At 76.3% G+C, this 24,498-nt stretch carries 3 protein-coding genes (1 of these 3 only partly in view); all 3 read right to left on the bottom strand.

Features of this window, described 5'->3' with window-relative positions; genetic code table 11:
• Tightly spaced (each overlapping or abutting the next), the 3 genes in view from IF61_RS0108425 to IF61_RS0108415 form a layout consistent with a single transcriptional unit that may run on beyond the window.
• On the bottom strand, positions 1 to 6,554 hold the 5' end (the start) of the coding sequence (locus tag IF61_RS0108425; protein ID WP_030365645.1) for an SDR family NAD(P)-dependent oxidoreductase. The gene continues 12,862 nt to the left of window position 1, outside the view; only the first 6,554 of its 19,416 coding nucleotides appear in the window; its start codon is at positions 6,552 to 6,554; its stop codon lies beyond the left edge, outside the window.
• Entirely contained in the window at positions 6,554 to 11,209 is a 4,656-nt protein-coding gene (locus IF61_RS0108420) for a non-ribosomal peptide synthetase (RefSeq protein WP_030365644.1), read from the bottom strand. Before IF61_RS0108420 ends, IF61_RS0108425 begins: the two co-directional genes overlap by 1 nt.
• Positions 11,206 to 24,498, bottom strand: coding sequence for an SDR family NAD(P)-dependent oxidoreductase (locus tag IF61_RS0108415; RefSeq protein WP_245684446.1), 13,293 nt, complete (start codon positions 24,496 to 24,498; stop codon positions 11,206 to 11,208). Before IF61_RS0108415 ends, IF61_RS0108420 begins: the two co-directional genes overlap by 4 nt.

Raw genomic sequence — 24,498 nt, 5'->3', positions numbered from 1 at the left:
CTGCCGGCGAGGGCCACCGCGGACGAGAAGAACAGGACGAAGTCGAGATCGGCCGAGCCGCCGAGGGCGGCGTGCAGGGCCACCGAGGTACGGGTCTTGGCCTCCAGGACCGAGCGGAAGGTCTCCTCGGCCATGGTGGCGACGGTCTGGTCCCGCAGGACGATCGTGGCGTGGAAGACGCCGTGCAGCGCGCCGTGGGTGGCGCGCGTCCACGCGACGGCGTCGCGCAGCGCCACGGGGTCGGTCGCGTCGGCGCGCCGGTAGGAGACCAGCGTTCCGCTCGGGTCGATGGCGCGCAGGCGTTCGCGGCGCGCGGCGTCCAGTTCGCTGCGGCCGAGCAGGACGACCTTGGCCCGGTGGGTGCGGACGAGCCACGCGGTCAGTTCCAGGCCGATGCCGCCGGCACCGCCGAGGATCAGGTAGGTGCCGTCGTGGCGGATGCGCTCCGCGGGCGGCGTGGCCGTGGCCGGGACGAGCCGGCGGTGGTGGAGCACGCCGCGGCGCAGCGCGTACGGGCCGCCCGCGGGGACGTCGAGCACGTCCGCGGAGGGCTGGTCGGCGGACGACCGGTCGACGACGGCCACCCGCCAGCGGGGGTGTTCCTGGGCCAGCGAGAGGGCGAGGCCGTGCAGGGCCGCCGCGAACGGGTTGCGGACGGGCTCGCCGGCCGTGCTGAGCGCGTCCTCGGTGACGACGGTGAGCCGGACCGAGGAGCCGAGCCGCTGCAGGACCTTGGCGAGGCGGAACAGGGCGAGCACGCCCTGCTCCTGCGCCGCGTCGAGGACGTGCATGTCGTCGGTGCGGGCGCCGGCGCGCGGGGCGAGCAGGACGACGTGGTCGGGGCGGCCGGTGGCGTCGGCGACCCGGTCGGGGCCCACCTCGACGACGGTGCCGCCCAGACGCTCCGTCAGAGCGGCCGCGAGCCCGGCGGACTCCGGGCCGCGCACGAGCCAGGTGGTGCCGCCGGCCAGGGCCGCGGGGCGCTCGGGCAGCGCGGTCCAGTGCGGAACGAACATCAGGTCGTCGGCCGACGCGCCGGCGGCCGCGGGTGCGGCCGGGGCCGGGGCCAGGGCCGGGGCAGCCGCCACGGCCTGCTGCGGGGCAGTGCCGGGGGCGGGGCGCAGGGAGAGGTCGCGCAGGCGCGCGACAACGCTCCCGGCGGAGTCGGTGAAGGTGAGGTCGTAGCGGTCGGTGCCGGCGGTCGTCACGTGTGCGTAGGCAAGGTCGGTCACCGGGGCGAAGACCTCGGCGGCGGTGAGGGCGTAGGGCACCATGGCGGGTCCGGCGTTCCGGTCCCGCAGCACCGCGAACGCGTGCAGGGCGCCGTCGACCAGCGAGGGGTGCAGGGCGCAGCCGGCGAAGGGAGCGGCCTCGGCGGGGAGCCGCAGCCGCACCAGTGCCTCGCCGTCACCCGCGGCGATCCACTCGACGGCCCTGAGGGCGGGTCCGTAGAACAGGCCGGCCGCGGTGAGGTCCGCGTAGAGGGCGGCGCCCTCGTGGCGGCGGTTCATGCGGGCCTGGAGGGCCTCCAGCGGAACGGTCTCCGCGGCGGGCGCGGCGAGGGTGTCGATCCGGCCCTGGGCGAGCAGTTCGCCGGCGTCGTCGCGCAGGTCGAACGCCAGGCCGGTGTCACCGCGGCGCAGCCGCATCCTGGCCGAGCGCTCGGTGCCGTCCACGACGAAGGGCCGCAGCCACCGCACGCCGGCGAGCCGGAGCCGCTGCCCCGCGCCCGCCGCCTCGGCGGCTCCGCGGGCCATTTCCAGGACGGCCGCGGCGGGCAGCAGGCGGGTCTCGCCGACGCGGTGCCCGTCGATGTAGGGGTGCTCCGGTCCGAAGGCCGTCCGGTAGGTGAGCCCGTCGAGGCTGCCGGCCGGGTCGACCTCGTCCAGCAGCGGGTGGGCCGGGCCGGCCGCGGTCCGCGCGGGCGGCGACCAGATGGTGTCGGTGAGCCAGCAGCGCAGCTCCTCGAAGGGGTAGCCCGGCAGGGGCACGCGCCGGCCGCCGTTCCGCGGCCATGCGACGCTCGCGCCGGCGGCCCAGGCCGCGGCGATGTCGGCCGGGGCGTCGCTCACCGGCTTCGCGGCCCGGGCGGCGGCCCGGCCGCGGGCGCTGCCGGTCCAGACCCCCTCGGTGCCGGCGCCCCGCAGGCGGGCCACCAGTTCGGTGACGGTGGAGGCCAGCACGACCATGCGGTCGGCCCACTCCTCCCGGCCCTGCTGGAGGGTGAAGGCCACGTCGGCGAGGCGCGTCCGCGGCTCGCTTTCGAGGGCGTCCGCCAGCTGGGCGGCCAGGACGGGCAGGCGCTCGGGCGCCCGGGCGGAGAGCGGGAAGAGCCACGGGCCCGGCTCGTCGCCGGACGCCGCCGCGCGGTCCTGGAGGTGTTCCTCGATGACGAGGTGGGCGTTGGCCCCGCCGGCGCCGAAGGAGCTCAGGCCCGCCCTGCGGGGGGCGTTGCCCGGCCGCGGCCAGGGGGCGAGCTCGCGCTGCACGCTCAGCGGGGTCGAGTCGAAGTCGATGTTCGGGTTGAGCGGGTCGGCGTGCAGGGACGGCACGAGCTCGCCGTGCTGCATCTGCAGCAGGACCTTGCACAGGCCGGCCATGCCGGAGGCCGATTCCAGGTGGCCGACGTTGGACTTGACCGACCCGATGGGCAGGCTGCGCGGCGCCAGGCCGGCCGCGCCCAGGGCGCGGGCCAGGCCGCGGATCTCCACCGGGTCGCCGAGGGCGGTGCCGGTGCCGTGGGCCTCCAGGTAGCCGAGCGACGCCGGGTCGGCGCCGGCCTCGCGCAGCGCCTGCTCGACCAGCTCGCCCTGGGCGACGGGGTTCGGGACGGTGAAGCCGTTGGTGCGGCCGCCGTGGTTGACGCTGGAGCCGAGGATGACGCCGTGGATGTGGTCGCCGTCCCGCAGGGCGTCCGCCAGCGGCCGCAGCAGCACCGCGCCGACGCCCTCGCCGGGAACGTATCCGTCGCCGTCCGCGCCGAAGCTGCGGCACAGGCCGTCGCTGGAGGTGAAGCCGCCCTGGCCCAGGAAGCGGTACTTGTACGGGTGGACGTGCAGGTTGACGCCGCCCGCGAGGGCCATGTCGGTGTCGCCGGCGCGCAGGTCGCGCACGGCCAGGTGGATCGCGGTCAGCGAGGACGAGCACATCGTGTCCACGCCCAGGCTGGGTCCGGTGAGGCCCAGGGTGTAGGAGACGCGGTTGGCGATGGAGGCGTGGGACGAGGCGCCGATCCGGCCGTCCTCGGCCTCGTGCAGCTGGTAGAGCCCGTACATGGCGCCCACGTACACGCCGACGCGGCGCGCGCGCAGGTCCGCGCGGGTGCGTCCGGCGTTCTCCATGGTGTGCCAGGCCGTCTGCAGGAACAGCCGCTCCTGCGGGTCGATGATCTCCGCCTCGCGGGGCGACACGCCGAAGAAGAGCGGGTCGAACTTGTCGATGCCGTGCAGGAAGCTGCCCCACCGGCTGTACGGGGCGGCCCGGTCCGCGGGGGTCGCCTGGTCGTAGTCGCGCCAGTTCCAGCGGTCGGCCGGGATCTCGGTGACCAGGTCGCGGCCGGCCCGCAGGTTGGCCCAGAACTCCTCCAGGGTGTCCGACCCGGCGAACCGCGCGGCGACACCCACGATGGCGATGGGCACGGGGCCGGACGGTGCCGGGGCGGAGGGGGCCGGAGCGGGGATGACCGCGGGCGTGGCCGCGGCCACGGGCGCGGACGCGGTCTCGGTCACGGCCGCCGGTGCGAGCGGGGCGGCCGGTGCGGCGAGCTCCGTGATCCGGGCGCCGTGGTGCTCGGTGAACCAGTCGGCGAGGTCGCGCAGGTTCTGGTACTCGAAGAACAGCGTCTTCGGCAGCGAACCGAAGTCGTCCTCCAGCCGCCGGGTCAAGTCCATGATCAGGAGCGAGTCGATGCCGAACTGCTCGAAGGCGACGTCGGGTTCGATCTCCTCCGTGGGGAACTCGAAGACCGTGGCGAGGACCCCGCGCAGGAAGTCCTCGGCCATGGCCGCGACCGGCCGTTCCGTGCCCGCCGGCGCAGAAGGAGCGGTACCGGCGGCCACGGCGGGCCGAGCGGCCGGCGCGGGCCGAGCGGCCGGTGCGGACGGCTCCGGCGCCGGTGCGTCGAGCACCTGGCGCAGGCGCGCGAGGTTGCCGTGCGCGACCAGGACGTGATCGCCGTCGTGGCCGAGCGCCCGGTCGAACGCGTCCAGCGCCGCGTCCGTCGGCATGGCCACCAGGCCCACCTGACGGGCCATCCGGGCGGCGGTGGCCTCGTCGGCGTCGACGCGTATGCCGCCGTCGGCCCACAGCGACCAGAGCACGGACAGGCTGCGGCCGGGCCGGTCGCTCGCGCGCCGCCACTCCGCGAAGGCGTCGAGGAAGCGGTTGGCGTAGGCGTAGTCGGTCTGGCCGGGGCTGCCGGCGGCGCCGGACATGGAGGAGAAGGCGACGAAGAAGTCGAGCGGGTCGCCGGCCGTGGCGCGGTCGAGTTCCAGGGTGCCGCGCACCTTGGGCCCGAGGACGGCCGCGGTCTCCTCGTCGGTCTTGCGGATCAGCAGCGCGTCGCGGGTCGTCCCTGCGAGGTGCAGCACGCCGTGGATCGGTCCGAACGCGGCGTGGACGCGCTCGACGAGGTCCGCCGCGGCACCGGGGGCGCCGAGGTCGGCCGGAAGGTAGTGCACGTCGAGACCGGCGGCGCGCAGGTCCGCGAGGCCGGCGTGGGCCGAACGCCCCGTCAGGACGTAGCGGGCGGTGCCGCCCAGGTGCGTGACGAGGTGGCGGCCCAGGGCTCCGGCGCCGCCGGTCACGAGCACGGTGCCGCGCGGAGCGAGCGGCGCCGGGGCCGGCTCGACGCTCCCCCACCGGAGCACCTGCCGGCGGCCGTCGGAGGTGTACCGGACCCGGAACTCGTGGGCGCCGCGCGCCTCGGCGGCGAGGACAGCCGCCGGGTCGGCGTCGCCGGTGCCGACCACGGCGACGCGGAAGTCGGGGTGCTCGTTGGCGAGGGCGCGCCCGAAGCCGTCCAGGGCGTACACCCGCGCGTCCTCGGCCGTACCGGCCGGGCGGAACAGGTGCAGGACCCGCACCGGCTTCGGGGCCGGCTGCGCCGACCAGGCACGGAACAGCCTCAGCAGGCCGGGCAGCGGGTCGCCGTCCACGGCGCGGACGACGAGGAGCTCCTCTGCGCACGGGAAGACGGCGTCCTCGGTGGCCGGCTCGGCGCCGGGGAGCGTCGCCCCGCCGAGGAGCACCGTGCGCACGGGCCGGCCGTCGGCGGCCTGCGCCGGCGCGTCCTGCCAGCGCTGCACGAGCAGGTTGGCGGCGACGGTGGCGTCGAGCCCGGCGGCACCGTCCACGGCGCGGGTGACGACGGCGCGCAGGCGTACGGACACGCGGCCCTGTTCGTCGGCGAGGGTCACGTCGTGGCCGGCCGGGGTCGCGACGGCGTGCACGTAGCCCCGCTCGGGCAGCGGGCCGAAGATGTCGACGGCGTCCAGGGCGAAGGGCAGTTGCCGGGCGCGCGGGGCGGCCGGGTCCTCGTCGGTCCACAGGCAGGCCTGGAGCATGGCGTCCAGCAGGGACGGGTGCAGGGTGAAGTCGGTGAAGGGAGCGTCCGCGGCCTCCGGCACCGCGACGTGCGCCAGGGCCTCGCCCGGCGCGGACCGCACCGACCGCAGGCCCTGCAGGCTCGGGCCGTAGCCGCCGCCGAGCGCGCTGAAGACCGCGTAGCACTCGTCGGCCGTCGACGTGCGGGGCAGCCGGGCCCGGACGGCCTCCAGGTCGAGGGGCAAAGCCTCCTGCGGGGCATCGAAGCGGAGCGTGCCCGTGGAGCACAGCGCGCCGGCGGCGCTCCCGTCCACCCGCCGGACCTCGTAGGACACGCCGTCGGCGGCCTGCCGGAGGTCCAGGCGCACGCGCACGGGCTCGTCCTCGACGAGCACGGGGCGGGCCCACAGGACATTGACGATGCCGGTCGCGCGGCCGTGCCCGAGCCGGGCCGCGGCGGCCACCGCGAACTCCAGGGCGGCCACGGCGGGCAGGATCCGGACCGGGCCCAGGGCGTGGTCGCGCAGGTAGAACTCGTTGCCCGTCAGCAGCCGTTCGGCCGGGCCGTCGGCCAGCGCGGCGGGCGGGCTGATCCAGTAGCGGCGGGACGGCCGGGGCGGGCGGGGCAGGGAGAGGCGGGCGGGACGGCCGCCGGGCAGCTCCGGCCAGGCGACGTCCGCTCCCGCGACCCACAGCCGGGCGGCCTCGGTCAGGTCGTCCGTACGGGCCGGGCCGCCGGTGGGCGCGTCAGCGGCCGCCGTGCCGGTCACGACGCCGTCGCCGTCGCGCAGGCGCGCGGCCAGCCCGGCGATGTCCGTGACGACCACGGCGAGACGCTCCCGGAGCGGCTCCCGGCCGGTCCGCAGCGTGTGCGTGACGCTGTCGAGGGAAGCCGCCGGGTGGGCGTCCAGCCAGTCCGACAGTTCCGCACGGTACTGGTCGAGCTGTTCCCGGCCGTCGGCCGACAGCACGACCAGTCGAGCGGTCCTGTCTTCGGTGTTGCGGCTCATCAGCGCTTTCCCGCCTCTTCCACTACCACGTGCACGTTGCTGCCTCCCATGCCGAACGAGCTGACGCCGGCCCGGGCCGGCGCGCCGTCGGGTGTTTCCCATGCCTGCCGTCCGGACTGGATCCGGAACGGGCTGTCCGAGAGGTCGATCTCAGGGTTGGTCGCGCGCAGGTCCACCAGGCCGGGGAGCGTGCGGTGACGCATCGCCAGCAGGACCTTCACGATGCCGGCGACCCCGGCTGCGGCCTCCAGGTGGCCGATGTTCGTCTTAACGGACCCGACACCGGTCCGTTCGGGGGCGACCGGGATGCCCCAGTCGCCGTACAGCCGGCCGAACGCCTCCTTGAGGGCGTCGATCTCGATCGGGTCGCCGAGCGGCGTCCCGGTGCCGTGGGCCTCGATGTAGCCGATCGTGTCGGGCGCCACCGCGGCGGCCCGGTGTGCGGCGAGCACGACCTCGCGCTGCGCCTGCGGGTTGGGCACGGTGAGCGAGTGGGTGTGCCCGCCGTGGTTCTCCGCGGAACCGATCAGCACGCCGTGCACCGGATCGCCGTCGGCCAGGGCGCGGTCCAGCAGCTTCAGCGCGAGGAGCACCACGCCCTCGCCCCGGCCGTAGCCGTCGGCGCGCTCGTCGAACGTCTTGCAGCGGCCGTCGGGGCTGAGCATCCCGGCGCGGCGCAGGCCGGTGAACCCGTGCGGGGAGAGCAGCAGGTTCGCTCCGCCGGCCAGGGCCATCTCGCAGTCCCCGTGCTGGAGCGCGCGGGCCGCGCGGTGGACGGCGACGAGCGAGCTGGAGCACGCCGTGTCGAAGACGGCGCTGGGGCCGTGCAGGTCGAAGACGTACGAGATGCGGTTGGCCGCGATCGAGGCGACGTTGCCGATCAGGAAGTGGTCGCCCATCTCCGGGGAGCCGGGGCCGAGCAGGCTCAGGTAGTCCGCGCCGCTGAGGCCGACGAAGACGCCGGTGCGGCTGCCCGCCAGCGCGGCCGGGACCTGCCCCGAGTCCAGGACGGCCTCGTGCGCCGCGTGCAGCAGCAACCGCTGCTGCGGGTCCATCTGCGCCGCCTCGCGGGGCGAGATGCGGAACAGCTGGGCGTCGAAGGCGTCCACGTCGTCGACGTACGAGCCGCGGAAGCGCTCGGGGAAGACCCGGTCGGAGAATCCGCGCTCCAGCGGGTACGGCCGGGTCAGGTCGCGTCCGGCGGCGAGGTGCCCCCAGAACTCCTCCAGGGAGGCGGCGGACGGCAGGCGCCCGCCGATGCCGACGATCGCCACCGGCGGGTAGCCGTCCGCCGCGGCGGACGGGGCCGGCGCGACCGCGGGTGCCGCGGACGGCGCGGGTGCCGGGGCGGCCGGGGTGAACGCCCCGGGGTGGGCCTCGCCGAGGTGGGCCGCGAGCGAGGTGAGGTCCGGGTGGGCGTAGAAGACCGTGGGCCGCACCGGGATGCCGAAGCGTTCCCGCAGTGCCACCGCCAGCCGGGTGAAGCCGATCGAGTCGAAGCCCGCCTCGCCCAGCGGCCGGTCCACGGGGATCTCCTGCGCCGGCACCCCGGCGACCCCCGCCGTCGTCTCGCGCAGCCACGCCACGAGGTCGCCGCCGGCCGCGGCGGGCCGCGCGGGCTCCGCCACGGGCGGCACGGCCGCAGGGCCGGCGGCCGGGCCGCCGTGGCCGAAGCGGCGCACCAGTTCGTCGAGGGGCAGCGCCGTCAGCGGGCCGGTGTCGACCTTCGCGTTGGGGGTCAGGGGGAACCGCGCCAGGGCCACGGTGCGGGAGGGGACCATGTAGTCGGGCAGCCAGGCGGCGATCCGCCGTGCGGCGGACGCCGCGGCGTCCGCGCCGCCCGTCACGAACGCCACCAGCTGCGGCTGCCCGGCCAGGTCCTCGCGCACGACCACCCGGACGTCGCCGACTTCGCCGGTGCGCCGGACGGCGGCCTCGATCTCGCCGAGCTCGATGCGGTGGCCGCGCAGCTTCACCTGCCGGTCGGCCCGCCCGAGCACGACCATCTCGCCGGTGGGCGACCAGCGGGCCAGGTCCCCGGTGCGGTAGAGGCGTTCGCCGGTCGACGGGTCCTCGACGAAGCGCTCGGCCGTCAGCTCCGGGCGGCCGCGGTAGCCCCGGGCGACGCCGTCGCCGCCGATCAGCAGCTCGCCCACGGCACCGAACGGCACGGGAGCGCCGTCCGGGCCGGCCGTGCGGAACGTGGTGTTGGCGAGCGGAGTGCCCACGGTCACGGGCCGGTTGCGGCGCACGCGCTGGGTGGAGGACCAAATGGTCGTCTCCGTCGGGCCGTACATGTTCCACAGCTCGTCGCACCGGTCCAGCAGGCGGTCCGCGAGCTCGGGGGTCATCGCCTCGCCGCCGCACAGGATCCTGCGCACCCGTCCCGTCCAGCCGGCGTGCAGCAGCATCTCCCAGGTGGCGGGGGTGGCCTGGACGATCGTGGCGCCCGACTCGCCGATCAGGTCGGCCAGCGCGAAGCCGTCCCGCAGCGCCTCCGAGGGCGCGATGCGGACGGTGGCACCGCGGGTCAGCGGGAGCAGCAGCTCCAGGCCCGAGATGTCGAAGCCCGCGGTGGTCACGGCCAGCAGCGTGTCGTCCTCGGCGCAGCCGGGGCGGACGGCCGTCGAGTCGAGCAGGTTGACGAGGTTGCCGTGGCTGACCTCGACGCCCTTGGGCTCTCCGGTCGACCCGGAGGTGTAGAGCACGTACGCGAGGTCGCCGTCGCGGCGGGCAACCAGGGCAGCGGGAGCGGCCGTCTCCGGGCCGGTCAGGGGGATGCGGACGCCGGGCGTGCCGTCGGGCAGCCGGCCGGCCAGGTCCGGGTCGAGGACCACGGCCGCCAGGCCCGCGTCGGTGGCGATGTGGGCGAGCCGGGCCGCGGGGAAGTCCGGGTCGAGGGGGACGTACGCGGCCCCGGCGGCCTGGATCGCGAGCAGGGCCGTGACCAGCGCGGCCCGGCGGCCCACGAGGACGCCGACGACGTCACCGGGGCGTACGCCGCGGGCGGTGAGGACCCGGGTGAGGGCGTGGGTGCGCCCGGCGAGCTCCGCGTAGGTCAGCGACTCCTCGGCGTCGACCACCGCGATGCGTTCCGGGGCCTGTTCCGCCTGCCGGAGGACGAGGCCGGCGGCGGTGACGTCGCGCGGCCGTTCGCGGCGGGTGGCGTTGGCCCGCTCGACCGCCCCGCGCTCGGCGTCGGTGGCGAGTGCGATGTCGCCGACGCGCCGGGAGGGGTCGGCCATCACGGCCTCCAGCAGCAGCCGGTAGTGCTCGGCGAGCCGCTCGACGGTGGAGCGGTCGAAGCGCTCCGGGTCGTACTTGACGTACACGAGCGCACCGGGGCCGCGGACGACCACCTCGACGACGAGGTCGTTCTCGCCCTCCTGGGTGAGGTCGAGCGCGTCCCGGAAGACGGTCTGCCCGGCCGCCATGTCCTGGTCGCCGCCGACGCCCTGCTGCATGTAGAAGCCGATGTCGAAGCCCGCTTCGGCGTCGGAGGTGCGGCGCAGGTCGTCGACGACGGACGCGAACGGGTAGGCGGCGTGGTCCTCGGCCTCCGCCATCCGCGCGTGGACGGCGTCCATGAGCTCGGTGAAGCTCCGGCCGGGGTCGCAGTCCAGGCGCAGCACCACCGGGTTGATCAGGTAGCCGACGGTGCGGTCGAAGCGCTGCGAGGGGCGGCCGTCGGTCGGCACCATGACGCTGATGTCGCGGTGCCCGGAGTGGCGGTGCAGCAGGGCGGCGAAGGCGCCGAGGACGACGCTGAACGGGGTCAGCCGGGCCGCGCGGGCGGTGTTGCGGACCGCGCTCCAGGTGGCCTCGGAGAGCCGCAGCTGCACCATCGCGCCCGCGTCGTGCGCGGCGGGGGCGCGACGGGGGCGGTCGGCGATCGCCTCCAGCACCGGCGCGGTCGAGGCGCCGGTCAGCCGGTCGAGCCACCAGTCGCGGTGTTCCCCGGCCTCGGGCCCGGCGAGCATCTCCCGCTGCCAGCGCACGAACTCGGCGTACGGCGTGGCGGGTTCGGCGGGCGGCAGCTGCCGCCCCCCGGCGAGTGCCTCGTGACAGGCGACGATGTCGCGCAGCAGGAGGTGGCTGGAGACGCCGTCGGTGATCAGGTGGTGGAAAACCAGGAGCAGCAGGGTGCCGCCGTCCGGGGCCGCGATGAGCCACATGCGGTACAGCGCGTCGTGCTCGAGGTCGAACGGACGGCGCACCAGGTTCCGCACGCGGGCGGCGAATTCGCTGTCGGTGACGTGGCGGAGGTCCAGCCGGGTCACCTCGGCGGGGCGGTCGGTGATCTCCTGCACCGGCCCGCCGGCGTCGAGCCGGACGGCGATGCGCAGCCCGGGGTGCCGGCGCACCACGGCGGCCAGCGCTTCGGCCAGCCGGCCGGGGTCGACGCCGTCGCCGAGCCACAGGCCCAGCGGGAGGTTGTACGAGGACGCTTGCGGGTTGTTCGCGTGGATCGCCCACAGCGCCGCCTGTCCGCGGCTGAGCGGGTACGGGCCCGGCTCCGGCTCCGGCTCCGCCGCCCGGACCGGCTCCTGTGCGGGCGCCGGCTCGGCGAGCCCCCGCAGCACGAGCTCCGCCACGTCGTCGGACATCTCACCGGCGGCGATCGCCGCCAGCAGTTCGCGCAGTTCGGTGCTCATCGGCCCGTCCCTCCCTTCAGTGCGGCCAGCGCGTCGTCCACGCGCACGGATCCGTCGCGCAGACCGGTCAGCAGGGCCGCGATCCTGTCCCCGGTCTGCTCGGGGGCCTTCGCGGCGTCCTGTGCGGGTGCGGGGGCCGGGGCGGCCTCCTCGCGCCCCGGCAGGGGCCCGTACGCCTCGAACACGGCGCGGGCCACGGCGCGCGCCGTCTGGGCCACGCCGAACATCCGGGCCGGGATCTCGGCGCCGTAGTCGGCGCCGAGGCGGCGGCTCAGCCGGCGCAGGCCCAGCGAGTCGACTCCGGCGTCGGACAGCACCCGGTCCACGGGCAGCCGGTCGGGCCGCATGCCCAGGTGCGCGGCCAGGAGTCCGCGCACGTGCTCACGGACGGCGGCCTCGGGGTCGCTGCCGGCGGCCGGCGCGGCCGCCACGGGCACGGCGGGCACGGCGGGGCGGACGGCCTCGGCCGGCTCGGCGGGCCTGGCGTGCTCGACCTGTTCGACCTGCTGGACGGACTCGGTGGGTTCGGCGGGTACGGCGGCCGCGTCGCGGTCCTCGGCACCGCCGGCGACCAGTCCGGACTCGGCGGCCTGGACGGCGTCGAACCGGGGGCCGGGGGTCAGCCAGTAGCTCTCCCGTGCGAACGGGTAGGTCGGTGCGGGTACGCGGCGCGGGGCCGCACCCTGCCACAGCTCCGTCCAGTCGATCGGAGCACCGCCGACCCACAGCCGGGCGACCTTGTCGAGGCGGCCGGCGTCGACCACGGACCGCAGGTAGCGGCGGCCTTCCGCGCCCTCCAGCAGCAGCGCCGTGGTGGCGTCCGAGCCGTCCCCGGTGAACACGCCGTCGGCACTGCCGCCGGACAGCCAGGCCTCCAGGCCCGCCACCAGCGCGCGCAGCGAGCCGGCGACGATCGCCAGGCGCTCGGAGAACACCTCGCGGCCGGTCTGCAGCGTGTGGGCGAGGGCGGCCGGGGCGACCTCCTCGTTGTCCGCGGCCCAGCGGGCCAGCCGCCGCGCGTAGCCGCGCAGCCGCTCCGGGTCCCTGGCCGACAGGACGAACACCTGGGCGCCGGACGGCGCGGCGGGCACCTCCTCGCCGTACTCCTCCACGACCAGGTGGGCATTGACGCCGCCCAGGCCGAAGGAGCTCACGCCGGCCCGCAGCGGGGCCTCGGCCCCGTCGGGCGTGCGGACCCGCAGCCAGGGCTCGCGCCCGTCCGGCAGCCGCAGCGGGCTGCCGCCGAGGCGCAGGTGCGGGTTGAGGGCGTCCAGGTGGAGGTTCGCGGGGATCTCCCGGTGCCGCATCGCGAGCAGGGCCTTGATCAGGCCGGTGACGCCCGCGGCCGCCTCCAGGTGGCCGGTGTTGGTCTTCACCGCGCCCAGCGTCACGTGCGCTTCCGCGCACTCGGCGCCGTGGTCGGCGTACAGCTCCGCGAACGCCGTCTTGAGTCCCTCGACCTCGACGGGGTCGCCGAGTTCGGTGCCGGTGCCGTGCGTCTCGACGTAGGTGACGGTCCGCGGGTCCACCCCGGCGCGGCGGTGCGCCTTGACGATGCAGGCGGCCTGCGCGTCCGGGTTGGGGGCGGTCAGCGAGTTGGTGCGGCCGCCGTGGTTGACCGCGCTGCCGCGCAGGACGGCGTGGATGACGTCGCCGTCCGCGATGGCCGCGTCGAGGCGCTTCAGCACCACCACGCCGACGCCCTCGGCGCGCACGATTCCGTTGGCGCTCGCGTCGAAGGTGCGGCAGCGGCCGTCGGGGCTCAGCATGTCGGCCTGGCTCATGTCCACGAACAGCGTCGGCGAGGCGATGACGTTCACGCCGCCCGCCAGCGCGACCTCGCAGTCGCCGTGCCGGATGGCCTCGGCCGCCCGGTGGACGGCGACGAGCGACGACGAGCAGGCGGTGTCCACGGTCTCGCTGGGGCCGCGCAGATTCAGCAGGTAGGACACACGGTTGGACATGATGGCGTGCGCCCGGCCCACCGTGTTGTACCCGTCGAGCGGAACGCCGAGGGCGTGCTGCAGCTCAAAGTAGTCGTAGGTACCGCTGCCGATGAAGACGCCCGTGTCGGTGCCCGAGAGCGAGGACGGCCGGATGCCGGCGTTCTCGATCGCGGTCCAGGCGGCCTCCAGCACGAGCCGGTGCTGCGGGTCCATGGCGACGGCCTCGTGCGGGGAGATGCCGAAGAACTGCGGGTCGAACAGGTCGACCCGGCGCAGGAACCCGCCCCACTTGGCCGTCGTGCGGAACCGGCCGGGCTCCGGCTCGCCGTGCAGGCGACGCCAGTCCCAGCGGTCGGCCGGGATCTCGCGGACCAGGTCGTCACCGGCCGTCAGGTGCTGCCAGAACTCGTCCAGGTCGTCGGAGTCCGGCAGCAGGCCCGCCATGCCGACGATCGCCACGGCGGCGGGTTCACCGGTGAAGGGCGCCGGGACGGCCGCGGGCGCGGTGCGCACCGGCGCGGGCACGGACGCCGCGGGGGCGGGGTCCGGCTCCGGGGCGGGGGCGGGCGCGGGGGCCGCCGGACGCACGGAGGCAGCCAGGGCCGGCCCGTGGTCCCGGAGGACCTTGTCGACGAGGTCGTTCGCGGTGGCCACGCCGAAGAACACGGCCGGCGTCAGGTCCAGGTCCCAGCGCGCGTTCGCCAGGTGGCTCAGCCGCGTGTACATGATCGAGTCGAAGCCGAAGCGGCTGAGCAGGTCGTCCGGTGTGAGCTCGCCCGGCCGGATCCCCGCCACCTCGTGCAGGAGGCCCAGCAGTTCGCCGGCCGCGGCCTCGCGCCATCCGCCGGCGGCCGGGGCGGCCACCGCGGGGGCGGGCACCGGAGCGGCCGCCGGGGCGACGACCGGCTCCGGGACCGCGGGCCGCTGCCCGGCCGCGGCCGCCACCGGGACGCCGATGCGGGCGAGGAAGCCGTCCGTACCGGAGACCACTGCCACCTGAACCTCCTGTCCGCCGAGCACCTGGCTCAGCGCCTCGAATCCCGCCTGTGGTGAGAGCGGGTGGACACCCGCGGCGACCAGCCGGTCGCGGTGGCGCTCGGTGAGCGCGGAGCCGGCCCAGGCCCCCCAGTTGAGGACCCGGACGGGGTAGGGCAGGTGCGCGGCGAGCGCGCGCCCGATGGCGTCCTGGGCGGTGCAGCCCGCCGCGTAGGCGGCCTGACCGGGGTTCCCGAGGAAGGACTGGACGGACGAGAACACCGCGAGGAAGTCGAGCGGGCGGTCGCCCAGCGCCACGGCGAGCGCGGCGGTCGTACGGCTCTTCGCCGTCAGCGCGCGCGTGAACCACTCCTCGTCCATGGCCGCCAGCGACCGGTCGCCGGGGACGGTCACCGAGTGCAGGACGCCGTGCACGGCACCCACGCGCTCGAACACGGCCCGCAGCCGGTCCGGGTCGGCGGCGTCGGCCCGGTGGATCTCCACCGAGCTCCCGGACGGGTCGATCGCCCGGATGCGGGCGGCCTTGGCCGCGTCCGGCGCGGAGCGCGCGACGAGGACGACCCTGGCCCGGTATCGCTTCACGAGCTGTTCGGCGATGTCCAGCCCCAGGTCACCGGTACCCCCGGTGATCACGTACGTGCCGCCCTCGCGGAACACGGGTGCGGCCGGCGCCCCGCCGTCGACGGGGCGGAGCACCTCCCGGAACCACTGCCCGGCGCGCAGCGCGTAGTCGCCGGGGACCGCGACGGAGACCGTGACCGGGTCGGCCGCTCCGACGTCGACGGTGCTGACGTGCCAGCGCTCGCACTCGTGCCGCACCGACCGGGCCAGGCCCAGCGCGGCCGCGGCCGACGGGTCGGCGGGAGCGGAGTCCACTCCTGCGGCGCCGCGCGTGACGACGGTCAGCGAGAGCTCGCCGGCCGCTGCGGGGCGCGACTGCAGGTGCTTGACGATGCGGAACAGGTCCAGGACACCGGCCTCGCCGGTGACCACGGCGTGGACCGCGACGGGCGTCGGCAGCGACTCCAGGGGCGCGTCACCGATCCGGTGGACGCCGGCGGCCGGGTGGTCGTCGCGGCCGAGCACCCAGACCGGGCCGGCGGCCGGGAAGGCGGCGACCGGGGCGGTGACGGGCTGCCAGCGCGGCGCGTACCGGCCCGCGGGGGCCGTGGCGGCACTCTCGCCGGACGGCTCCTGGGCGGCGGTCCCGGTGGACGGGTCCTCGAGGCCCGCCCAGCAGCGGCGGCGCTCGAACGGGTAGGTGGGCAGCGGGATGAGGACGCCGCCCTGCGGCCACTCGACGCGCTCTCCCGCGACCCAGCGGTCGGCGGTCGTGGTGCCTGCGGGCCGGGCCAGCGCGGGGTGGTCCGCGCCCTGGGCGGCGGCCGAGAGCGCGGCGGCGAGCGTGTGCCGGTCACCGGCGGTCACCGCCAGCCGCACCTCCATGGCGTCCCGGCCGTGCTGGAGCGTGTGCGCCGTGTCGGCCAGGTCCGGGGCCCGGTCCAGGGCCTCCAGCAGCGCCGTCGCGTACCGGCGCAGCGCCTCGGGGGTACGGGCGGACAGCGGGAACACCCAGGGGCCGTACGGCCGTTGCGGCTGCTGCGCGGGTCCGGCCTCCTCCAGGACGACGTGGGCGTTGACCCCGCCGTAGCCGAAGGAGCTGACCCCCGCGCGCCGCGGGGCGCCGGCCGGGCTCGGCCAGTGCTGAGCCGAGCGGACCAGGCGGAAGGGGCTGCCGTCGAGGCGCAGGTGCGGGTTCTGCTCGCCGAGGCCGGCCACGGGCGGCAGCACGGCGTGCTCCATCGCGAGCAGCACCTTGACGACTCCGGCGGCGCCGGCGGCGGACTCCAGGTGACCGATGTTCGCCTTGACCGCTCCGAGACCGCAGTGGGGCTCGGCCGGCGGCTGGACGCCGCGGCGGCGGAACAGTTCGTCGAAGGCCGCCCGCAGGCCGTTGATCTCGACCGGGTCGCCGAGCTCGGTGCCCGTGCCGTGCGTCTCCAGGTAGCCGACCGTGGCCGGGTCGGTGCCGGCGCGCTCGTGCGCCCGCACGATCATCGCCGCCTGCGCGGCCGGGTTGGGCGCGGTCAGGGACCGGGAGCGGCCCCCGTGGTTGACGGCGGTGCCGCGCAGCCAGGCCCGCACGCGGTGGGCGCGGGCCAGGCCCGCCCGGGTCAGGACGACGAAGCCGAAGCCCTCGCTGCGGACGAACCCGTCGGCGCGGGCGTCGAAGGCCTGGCAGCGGCCCGTCGGGCTGAGCATGCCGGTGCGGCTGAGCAGGACGTGGTTGTGCGGCGACAGGATGAGGTTGATGCCGCCGGCGACCGCGACATCGCACTCCCCCGACCGGATGGCCTCCGCGGCCCGGTGGATGGCGACGAGGGAGCTGGAGCAGCCCGTGTTGACCGGCTCGCTCGGCCCGTGCAGGTCGAGCAGGTAGGAGACGCGGTTGACCAGGATGGAGTGCGTGGTGGCGGTGGCCGCGTGGGCGTCGACGGGTACGCCCGCGGCCTTCCTGACCTCCTCGTAATCGCTCGACCCCGCGCCGATGAACAGGGCGGTGTCCGAGCCCGCGAGGGCGCCCGGCGCAAGGCCGGCGTCCTCCAGCGCCGTCCACACGCCCTGCAGCACGAGCCGCTGCTGCGGGTCCATGCCCGCGGCCTCGTGCGGGGAGATGCCGAAGAACAGGGGGTCGAAGACGTCGACGTCGTGGACGAAGCCGCCGCGGCCGGCGTGCACGCCCTCGGGGAGGGAGTGCCGGTCCCACCGGTCGGCGGGCACGTCGGTGATCAGGTCGTCGCCCGCCACCAGGTGCTGCCAGAACTCGTCCAGGTCGCGGCTGCCGGGCATCCGTGCGGCCATGCCGATGACGGCGATCTCCTCGGACCCGGCGGATCCGGACGCCGGCGCCGCGGGGGCGGGTGCCGGGAGGGGGGCCGGCTCCGGCCGCTCCTCCCCCGCCCCGGCGGCGACGTGGCCGGCGGGTGCGGGTGCGGGAGCGGCGGGCTGCGGGGCGCGCAGCAGTCCGGCGTGGTCGCGCACGAGGCGGTCGGCCAACGCGCGCAGGGTGGGCGTCTCGTAGAACAGGGCGGGCGTCACGTCCAGGCCGAACTCGTCGTTCAGCCGGCTCGCGAGGAGGCTGTAGCTGACGGAGTCGAAGCCGTAGTCCCCGATCGCCCGGTCGAGGTCGAGGTCGCCTACGGGGATGCCCGAGGCGTCCGCCGTGAGGGTCAGGAGCGCGTCGGTGAAGGAGGGCGCGGCCTCGCCGCCGGGTGCGGCGGCGGTGTCCACGGCCCTGGCCACGACGACGTGCTGGAAGTTGCGGGTGGTCGCGCCGGAGTCCGGCATCGCGGCCGCCACCTGGTAGCCGGCGCCGGCGAGCAGCCGGGTCCAGCCGGGCACGTCCAGCAGCGGCGAGCCGGGCAGGCGCAGGCCGGTGTCGTCGTGGGCCCACCAGCCGTCGAACAGGCCGTAGGTGACCGTGGCGGGCAGGGTGACCGTGGTCAGCTCGTTGAACACCAGCTCGCCGCCGGTGCGCAGCACGCCCCGCAGGTGGCGCACGGCGCGGCCCACGTCCGACGTGGCGTGCAGGACGTTCGCGGCGACCGCGACGTCGAAGCCGTCCGCCGGGAAGCCCTGGGCGACGGGGTCGCTGTCCAGGTTGAGGCGCTTGAAGCGCAGGAACGGGTACCGCTCGCCGAACTCCTGCCGGCCGTGGGCGAGGAAGGTGACCGACAGGTCGGTGTACCAGTACTCGACCCGCTCGCCGTAGGGGCTCAGCGCGCGCAGCAGGCCCGCGGACGTGCCGCCGGTGCCGGAGCCGACCTCCAGGATGCGGACCTTGGCGTCCGCCGGGAGCTCCTCCAGGCGTCGCCGGACGTGCCCGACGAGGTGCTCGGTGAGCAGGTCGTTGTAGAGGTCGCTGATGGGGTTGTCCCGGTAGACGCCCTCCATGAGGGAGGTGCCCGACTTGGGGAAGAGGAGTTCGGTGGCGAGGAGTTCGCCGCGCAGCAGCTCGGGGAAGCGCCCCAGGCACAGGGCCAGCAGCCGTACGAAGACCGCGGACTCGGGGTGGGCGCCGGCGAGTTCGCCGAGCCGCCGGAGGTGTCCGCCGGCGCGCGCTTTGGCCAGGGCGTCCGGGACCGGGCGGAAGCGTCCGCCGTCGGCCTCGAGCAGGCCGTGCTGCGCGAGCATGTCCAGCAGGGTGTGCAGCAGCCGCTCGTAGCGGGGGGTGACGCCGATCCGGCGGGACACCTCGTCCGCGTCCGGGCCGGGGCCGCCGAAGGCGCCCATGTCGTCGAGCAGGGCCAGCAGGGCGCCGGTGGCGACCTCCGTCATCCGCCGGTCGAGCGCGTGGAAGTCCTCCACGACGCGCGGTCCGGCGGTGCCCTGCTGTCCACCGTCCGTGGTGGTCACGTCCGTCGTCTCCGTTCTCGTCGCTCCCATCCGCTCCCGCAGCGCCGCGGTGCCGGGCACCACGACGGCCTGAGGCGCCGGCTGCCGCAGTGCTTCCAGCAGCGCGGCGAATCCCGCTTCGGGCGTGATGGACCGGAAGCCGGCCGCGGTCAGGCCGTCCCGGTGGGTGTCGCCCGCCACCGCGCCGACCGTGCCCCAGAAGCCCCAGTCGACCGCGCGCACGGGGTAGGGCAGGCGGGCGTCGAGCGCGTGGGCGTAGGCGTCCAGGAAGGTGGAACCGGCCGCGTAATTGGCGAGGCCGGGGTCGCCGAGGAAGGACTGCGCGGAGGAGAAGAACACCAGGAAGTCCAGGTGACGTCCGCGCAGCGCGTCGGCCAGGGCCGCCGCGACGCCGGACTTGGCCGCCAGGCTCTCCGCGAGGTCCTCGTCGGACATGTTGCGCACCAGCCGGTCGCGCTGGACCAGGGCGGCGTGCACGACGCCGTGCACCGGGCCCTCCCGGTCGAGGAGGGCCGCGAGCTGCGCGCTGTCGGTGGCGTCGGCCCGCACGTAGCGGATCCGCTCCCCCAGGGCGGTGCCGGGGGGCAGTTCGCTGCGGCCGGCCAGGACGACCTGCGCGTCCCGGTCCGCGACGAGCCGGCGGGCGATGGCCGCGCCGATGCCGCGGGCACCTCCGATGATCACGTACGTGCCGCCGCGGCGGAGCGGTACGGGAGCGCCGGTGGCCGGGGCCGGGCGCAGGACCTGGGTGTGGCGGACGGCCCCGGTGCAGGCCGTCCGGGTTCCCCGGGGCGCCGGGGTCACGAGCTGCGCGGACTCGTGGGCGGGGTCGAGGTCGACGGTGGCGACCGACCAGCCGGGGTGCTCGTTCTCCAGGACCCGGGCGAAGCCGGTGGCACCGGCGGCGTACGGGTCGCTCACGCCGCGGCCGGGTGCGGCGGCGGCGCCGGTGGTGACGACCACCCAGTCGAGTGCGGGCAGGCGGGACCACTGGCGGGCGTAGCGGGCCAGAGCCTTGACGCCGGTGGCCTCGGCGGCCGCGACGCGGTCGGTCTCGCGCGCGGCGGAGGCGTCCGTGGTGCCGGTGAGGACGTAGACCAGGCGCGGCGTGACGGGCACGGGTGCGCCCAGTTCTACGAGGACCGCGCCCTCGTGACGGGCGGACAGTTCGCGGGCGAGGCCTTCGCGTCCGGGAGCGTGCAGCACCACGACGGGGCCGGCGGGCGCCGGGTACACGGCGGGGGCGGCACAAGCCTCCCAGGAAGGGACGTCCACCGGGAGGGCCTCCGGCGCGGGCTCCGGACCCTGCTGCGCGGGGGCGGGAGCGGGGGCCGGGGCGTCCGCAGGCGCGGCGGACACGGCGGGCACGCCGGGCACAACCGGCACGGCGAGCGCACCGGACACGGCCGATGCACCGGGTACGACGGGCGCGGCAGGCCCGGCAGGGGCGGCGGACACAGCAGGCGCCGCGGACGCGGCACGCACGGCAGGCGCCGCGTCGACCCAGCACCGTACGCGGGCGAACGGGTAGAGCGGCAGCGCCACCTTCCGCGCCGTACGGCCGCGGTGCAGGGCGCGCCAGTCCGGTGCGGCGCCCGCCGCCCAGCTGCGGGCCAGCACGTGGGGGTCCGTGGAATCCGGGGCGGCGGCGCCGGCCGCGCCGGTGACGGTGACGGTGCCCCGGTAGCCGGCCGTGCGGGAGCCGTCCAGGAAGGCGCGGAGCACCGTGCGCAGTTCGTCCGTGTCCGAGGCGACCACGGCGAGCCGCTCGGCCATGGGTTCGCGGCCGGTCTGGGTGGTGTAGGCGATGTCGGCCAGCGGGGCGTCGGGTCCCGCGCCGGCGGGCAGGCCCGCGGCGAGGCCGGCCAGGGTGGAGCGGGCGTCGACGTGCGGGGCGGAGCCGGGGAAGCGCTCCGCGAGCGCGCGCGCCAGCCTGCGCAGGTCGTCGGCGTCCAGGCCGAGTTCGTCGAGTTCGGCCTCCGGGTCCGCGCCCGTCAGACCGGCGAGCGCGGCCGCTTCGGCGAGCCGGTCGCCCGCGGGCGGCTCCAGGTAGCGCTGCGCCAGTTCGCGCAGGGCTTCCTGGGTGCGTGCGGAGAGCAGGACGACCTGCGGCCCGGCCGCGGCGGCGGGGGCGGCCGGCGGCTGCGGGTACTCCTCGACGATGACGTGGGCGTTGGCCCCGCCCGCGCCGAACGCGCTGACGGCGGCGCGGCGCGGGGTGCCGTCCGCGGCGGCGGGCCACGGTTCCGCCTCGCGCTGCACCTTCAGGCCCGTGGCGTCCCAGTCAATGGCGGGATTGGCCGGGGCGGCGTGCAGGGACGGGACCAGGGTGCGGTGGCGCAGCTGGAGCAGGACCTTCGTCAGCCCGGCGATGCCGGCGGCCGGCTCCAGGTGGCCGATGCCGGACTTCACCGACCCCAGCCGGCCCGGCGCGTCGCCGTAGGCCTGGGACAGTGCCGTGATCTCGATGGGGTCGCCGAGCGCCGTGCCCGTGCCGTGCGCCTCGACGTAGCCGACGGAGGCGGCCTCGACGCCCGCCTTCTGCAGCGCCCGCCGGACGACATCGGCCTGTGCGGCGGGGTTGGGCACGAAGAAGCCGCCGGCCCGCCCGCCGTGGTTGACGGCGCTGCCCTTGATCACGCCGAGGACGCGGTCGCCGTCCTCCAGGGCGCGGGCCAGGGGCTTGAGCACGACGACGCCGACGCCCTCGCCGGGCACGTAGCCGTCCCCTCCGGCGCCGAAGGCGCGGCAGCGGCCGTCGGTGGAGACGAAGCCGACCTGGCTCAGGTGCAGGTACTTGTACGGGTGGACGATGAGGTTCACGCCACCGGCGAGCGCCAGTTCGCTGTCGCCGGACCGGAGGCTCTCGCAGGCCAGGTGCAGTGCGGTCAGGGACGACGAGCACATCGTGTCCAGCGCCAGGCTGGGGCCGTGCAGGTCGAGGAAGAAGGAGACGCGGTTGGCCACGGCCGAGGAGAACGACGTCGGCAGCACCGGCAGCCGGTCCTCGGCGCCCAGGCCGAGCATCTGGTACTGGGTGAACATCACGCCCGCGAAGACGCCCACGGAGCGTCCGGCCACGTCGGCGCGGGTCAGGCCGGCGTCCTCCAGGGCGTGCCAGGAGGTCTGCAGGAACAGCCGTTCCTGCGGGTCCATCCCCTCGGCCTCGCGCGGCGTGACGCGGAAGAAGGCGGGGTCGAACTCGTCGATGCCCTCCAGGAACCCGCCCCACTTGCTGTACGAGCGCCCGGGGTTGCGGCCCTGCTCGTAGAAGCCGGCTGACGCCCACCGCTCGGCGGGGATCTCGGTGACGCAGTCGCGCCCGGTGCGCAGGTTGGTCCAGAACCGGTCGAGGTCCTCGGCCATGGGGTAGCGGCCGGCGACGCCGATCACCGCGATGTCCCCGCCGGCGTCGCTCGCCTGCGGGAGTGCGGCCGAGCGCGGCGCACGGCGTGCGGGCTCCGGGGCTTCCGGCTGATCCGCAGCGGCAGGGGCGGTCGGCGCGGCCGGGTCGGCGGCGACGAGGCCCAGCGCTTCGCGGGCCCGCTCAGGGTCGCCGTGGAGCACGACGACCTCGGTGCCGGACAGCGCGAGCGCCTGCTCGAACACGTCCAGTCCGTCCGCCGTCGGCAGGGCGGCCTGGCCCTGGCGGCGGAAGAGCGCCTCGGCCGCCGCGTCCGTGCGCATGCCGCCGTCGGCCCACAGCGGCCAGGCGAGGGAGACCAGCCCGCGCTCGCGGGCGTAGGCGTCCAAGAAGGCGTTGGCGGCGGCGTAGTCGCTCTGGCCCGCGTTGCCCGCGACGCCGGTCACCGACGAGAACACGGCGAAGAAGTCGAGGTCCAGGTGGCGGGTCGCCTCGTCGAGCAGCACCGTCCCGCGGACCTTGGGCGCGAGGACCGCCGAGAGGTCCGCGGCCGGCTTGGCGGCGAACAGGCCGTCCCGCAGCACTCCGGCCGCGTGGACGACGCCGTCCAGCCGGCCGTGCGTCTCCAGGACGTCCTTGACCAGGGCGTCCACCTCGGAGGAGACGGTCACGTCGGCGCGGACGTAGTGGCCGGCCGGCGGCGACGGCTGCGGTGAGCGCCCGGCCAGGACGGCCGTGGCCCCGCGTGCGGTCAGCCGGGCGGCGAGCTCCCGGCCGATGCCGCCCGCGCCGCCGGTGATCAGGTAGACCCCGCCGCTCCGGACGGGGGCCGCGGTCCCGAGGGCCGCCTCGCGGTAACGGCGGACGTACCGGCGCCCCGCCGCGTGCCGCACCCACGCCTCGGACAGATCGCCGAACTCGGCGAGCAGCGCCTCCGGTTCGGCGTGTTCGTCGCACTCGACGGCCGTGATCGCGAGGCGCGGCTGCTCCAGGCGTACGGTGCGGGCCAGGCCGGACACCGCGGCGGCGACCGGTGCCGGGCCCGCGTACACGACGGGAACCGGGCGGGCCGCCAGGGCCTTGGCCAGGGCGAGCACCTCATGGCAGGCCGTCTCCACGTCCTCGGGGAGGCCGGCGTCGTCGCGCGGCGCCACGTGCAGGACCGCCTCGGGCGGGGTGCCGAGGTCGTCGAGGAGCAGCCGCAGGTCACCGGTCTCGCCGGTGCGCAGCTCGTACTCGTCGTGCGCGACGCGGCGGAAGGCCGGACCGCGCCGGACGGTGATCTGCCCGGGCCGGACCCTCAGGTCGCCGATCACCAGCAGCGACGCGGTGGCCGGCGTCCGGGGGCGGGGCGCTTCCTGCCACACGCCGGTCAGGGCGCCGGTCAGGGCGGGGAGTTCCTCCGCCGGGGCGGCAGCCGCCCGGGGGCGCGGGTCGTCGGGCAACAGGCCGGCGAGGTGGGCCGCGACCGCGTCGACGGTCGGGTACTCGAACAGGAGCGTGGGGTAGAGCGCGACGTCCCAGCGCTCTTCGAGGGCGCGGACCAGGGTGAGGAGGTGGGTCGACTCCAGGCCGAGGTCGTAGAAGCCGCGGTCGGGGTCCACTTCCAGGGCGGGGTCGCCGACGGTCCGGCGGACCAGTTCGGTGATCTCCGCGCGGAGGTCCGCCGGTTCGCCGTCCGTGGCCGTGGGGGCGACCGGGGCGGCGGGGGCCGGAGCGGGCACCGGAGCGGCGGACGGCGCGGCCTCCGTCAGCCGGGTGATCGCCGCCGCGGAGCGGATGCGCTTGAAGGTCAGGCCGGTGAACTGCGCGGCGAGGACGCCCGACCCGTCGTACAGGTCGATGTCCGCCTTCACGATGTCCTTCGCCGCCTCGTCGCCGGCCCCGGCCGGCCTCAGGCGCAGGTCGACCGTGCAGGCGTCGCCGAGGGTGCGGGCGGCGCGGAAGGAGGCGATGTGCAGGGGGATGAGCGGGCGTCCGTCGGCGTCGGCCCCGTCGAACGCGAGCGCGTACGACTGCATGGTCGACCCGTCGAGCAGGGCGGGGTGGAGGAGGAAGTCCCCCACCGTGGCCCGGGCCTCGTCGCCGAGCGCGATCTCGGCGCGCACGCGGTCCGTGCCGGCGCGCAGGGTGCCCGCGCACCGCATGAAGGCCCGGTGCTCGATGCCGGCCGACCGGCCGGTCGCGTACACCTGATCGACGTCACCCGGGGTGCCGGGAACCGCCGGGTCGAGCGTGCCGGTGAGCGGGGGCAGGCCGGTGCGCAGGGTCGCCCTCAGGTGGGTGGTCACCGCGTCGTCGAGCGGAGTGCCGTCCTGCACGCGGCGGCTGGTCGCCGTGACGTGGAAGCCGGCGCCGTCGGGCACGAGCTCGACGGTCAGCTCGCGGTCGAAGGACTCGGTGGTGACCACCGGCTCGACGAACAGCACGTCGCCCAGCTCGGTCCCGTCCAGCGGGATGCCGCGCGCGACGAGCAGCCGGTGGACGATGTCGAGGAAGGTGACACCGGGCAGGGTGCGGACCCCGTGCACCCGGTGGTCGTCGACGATCGGGTTGTCCCGGTTCAA

This window comes from Streptomyces roseoverticillatus, assembly GCF_000719265.1.
Taxonomy (GTDB): Bacteria; Actinomycetota; Actinomycetes; order Streptomycetales; family Streptomycetaceae; genus Streptomyces; species Streptomyces roseoverticillatus.
The sequence above is the reverse complement of the archived record's forward strand: the minus strand, read 5'-3'. Positions and strand labels throughout refer to the sequence as shown.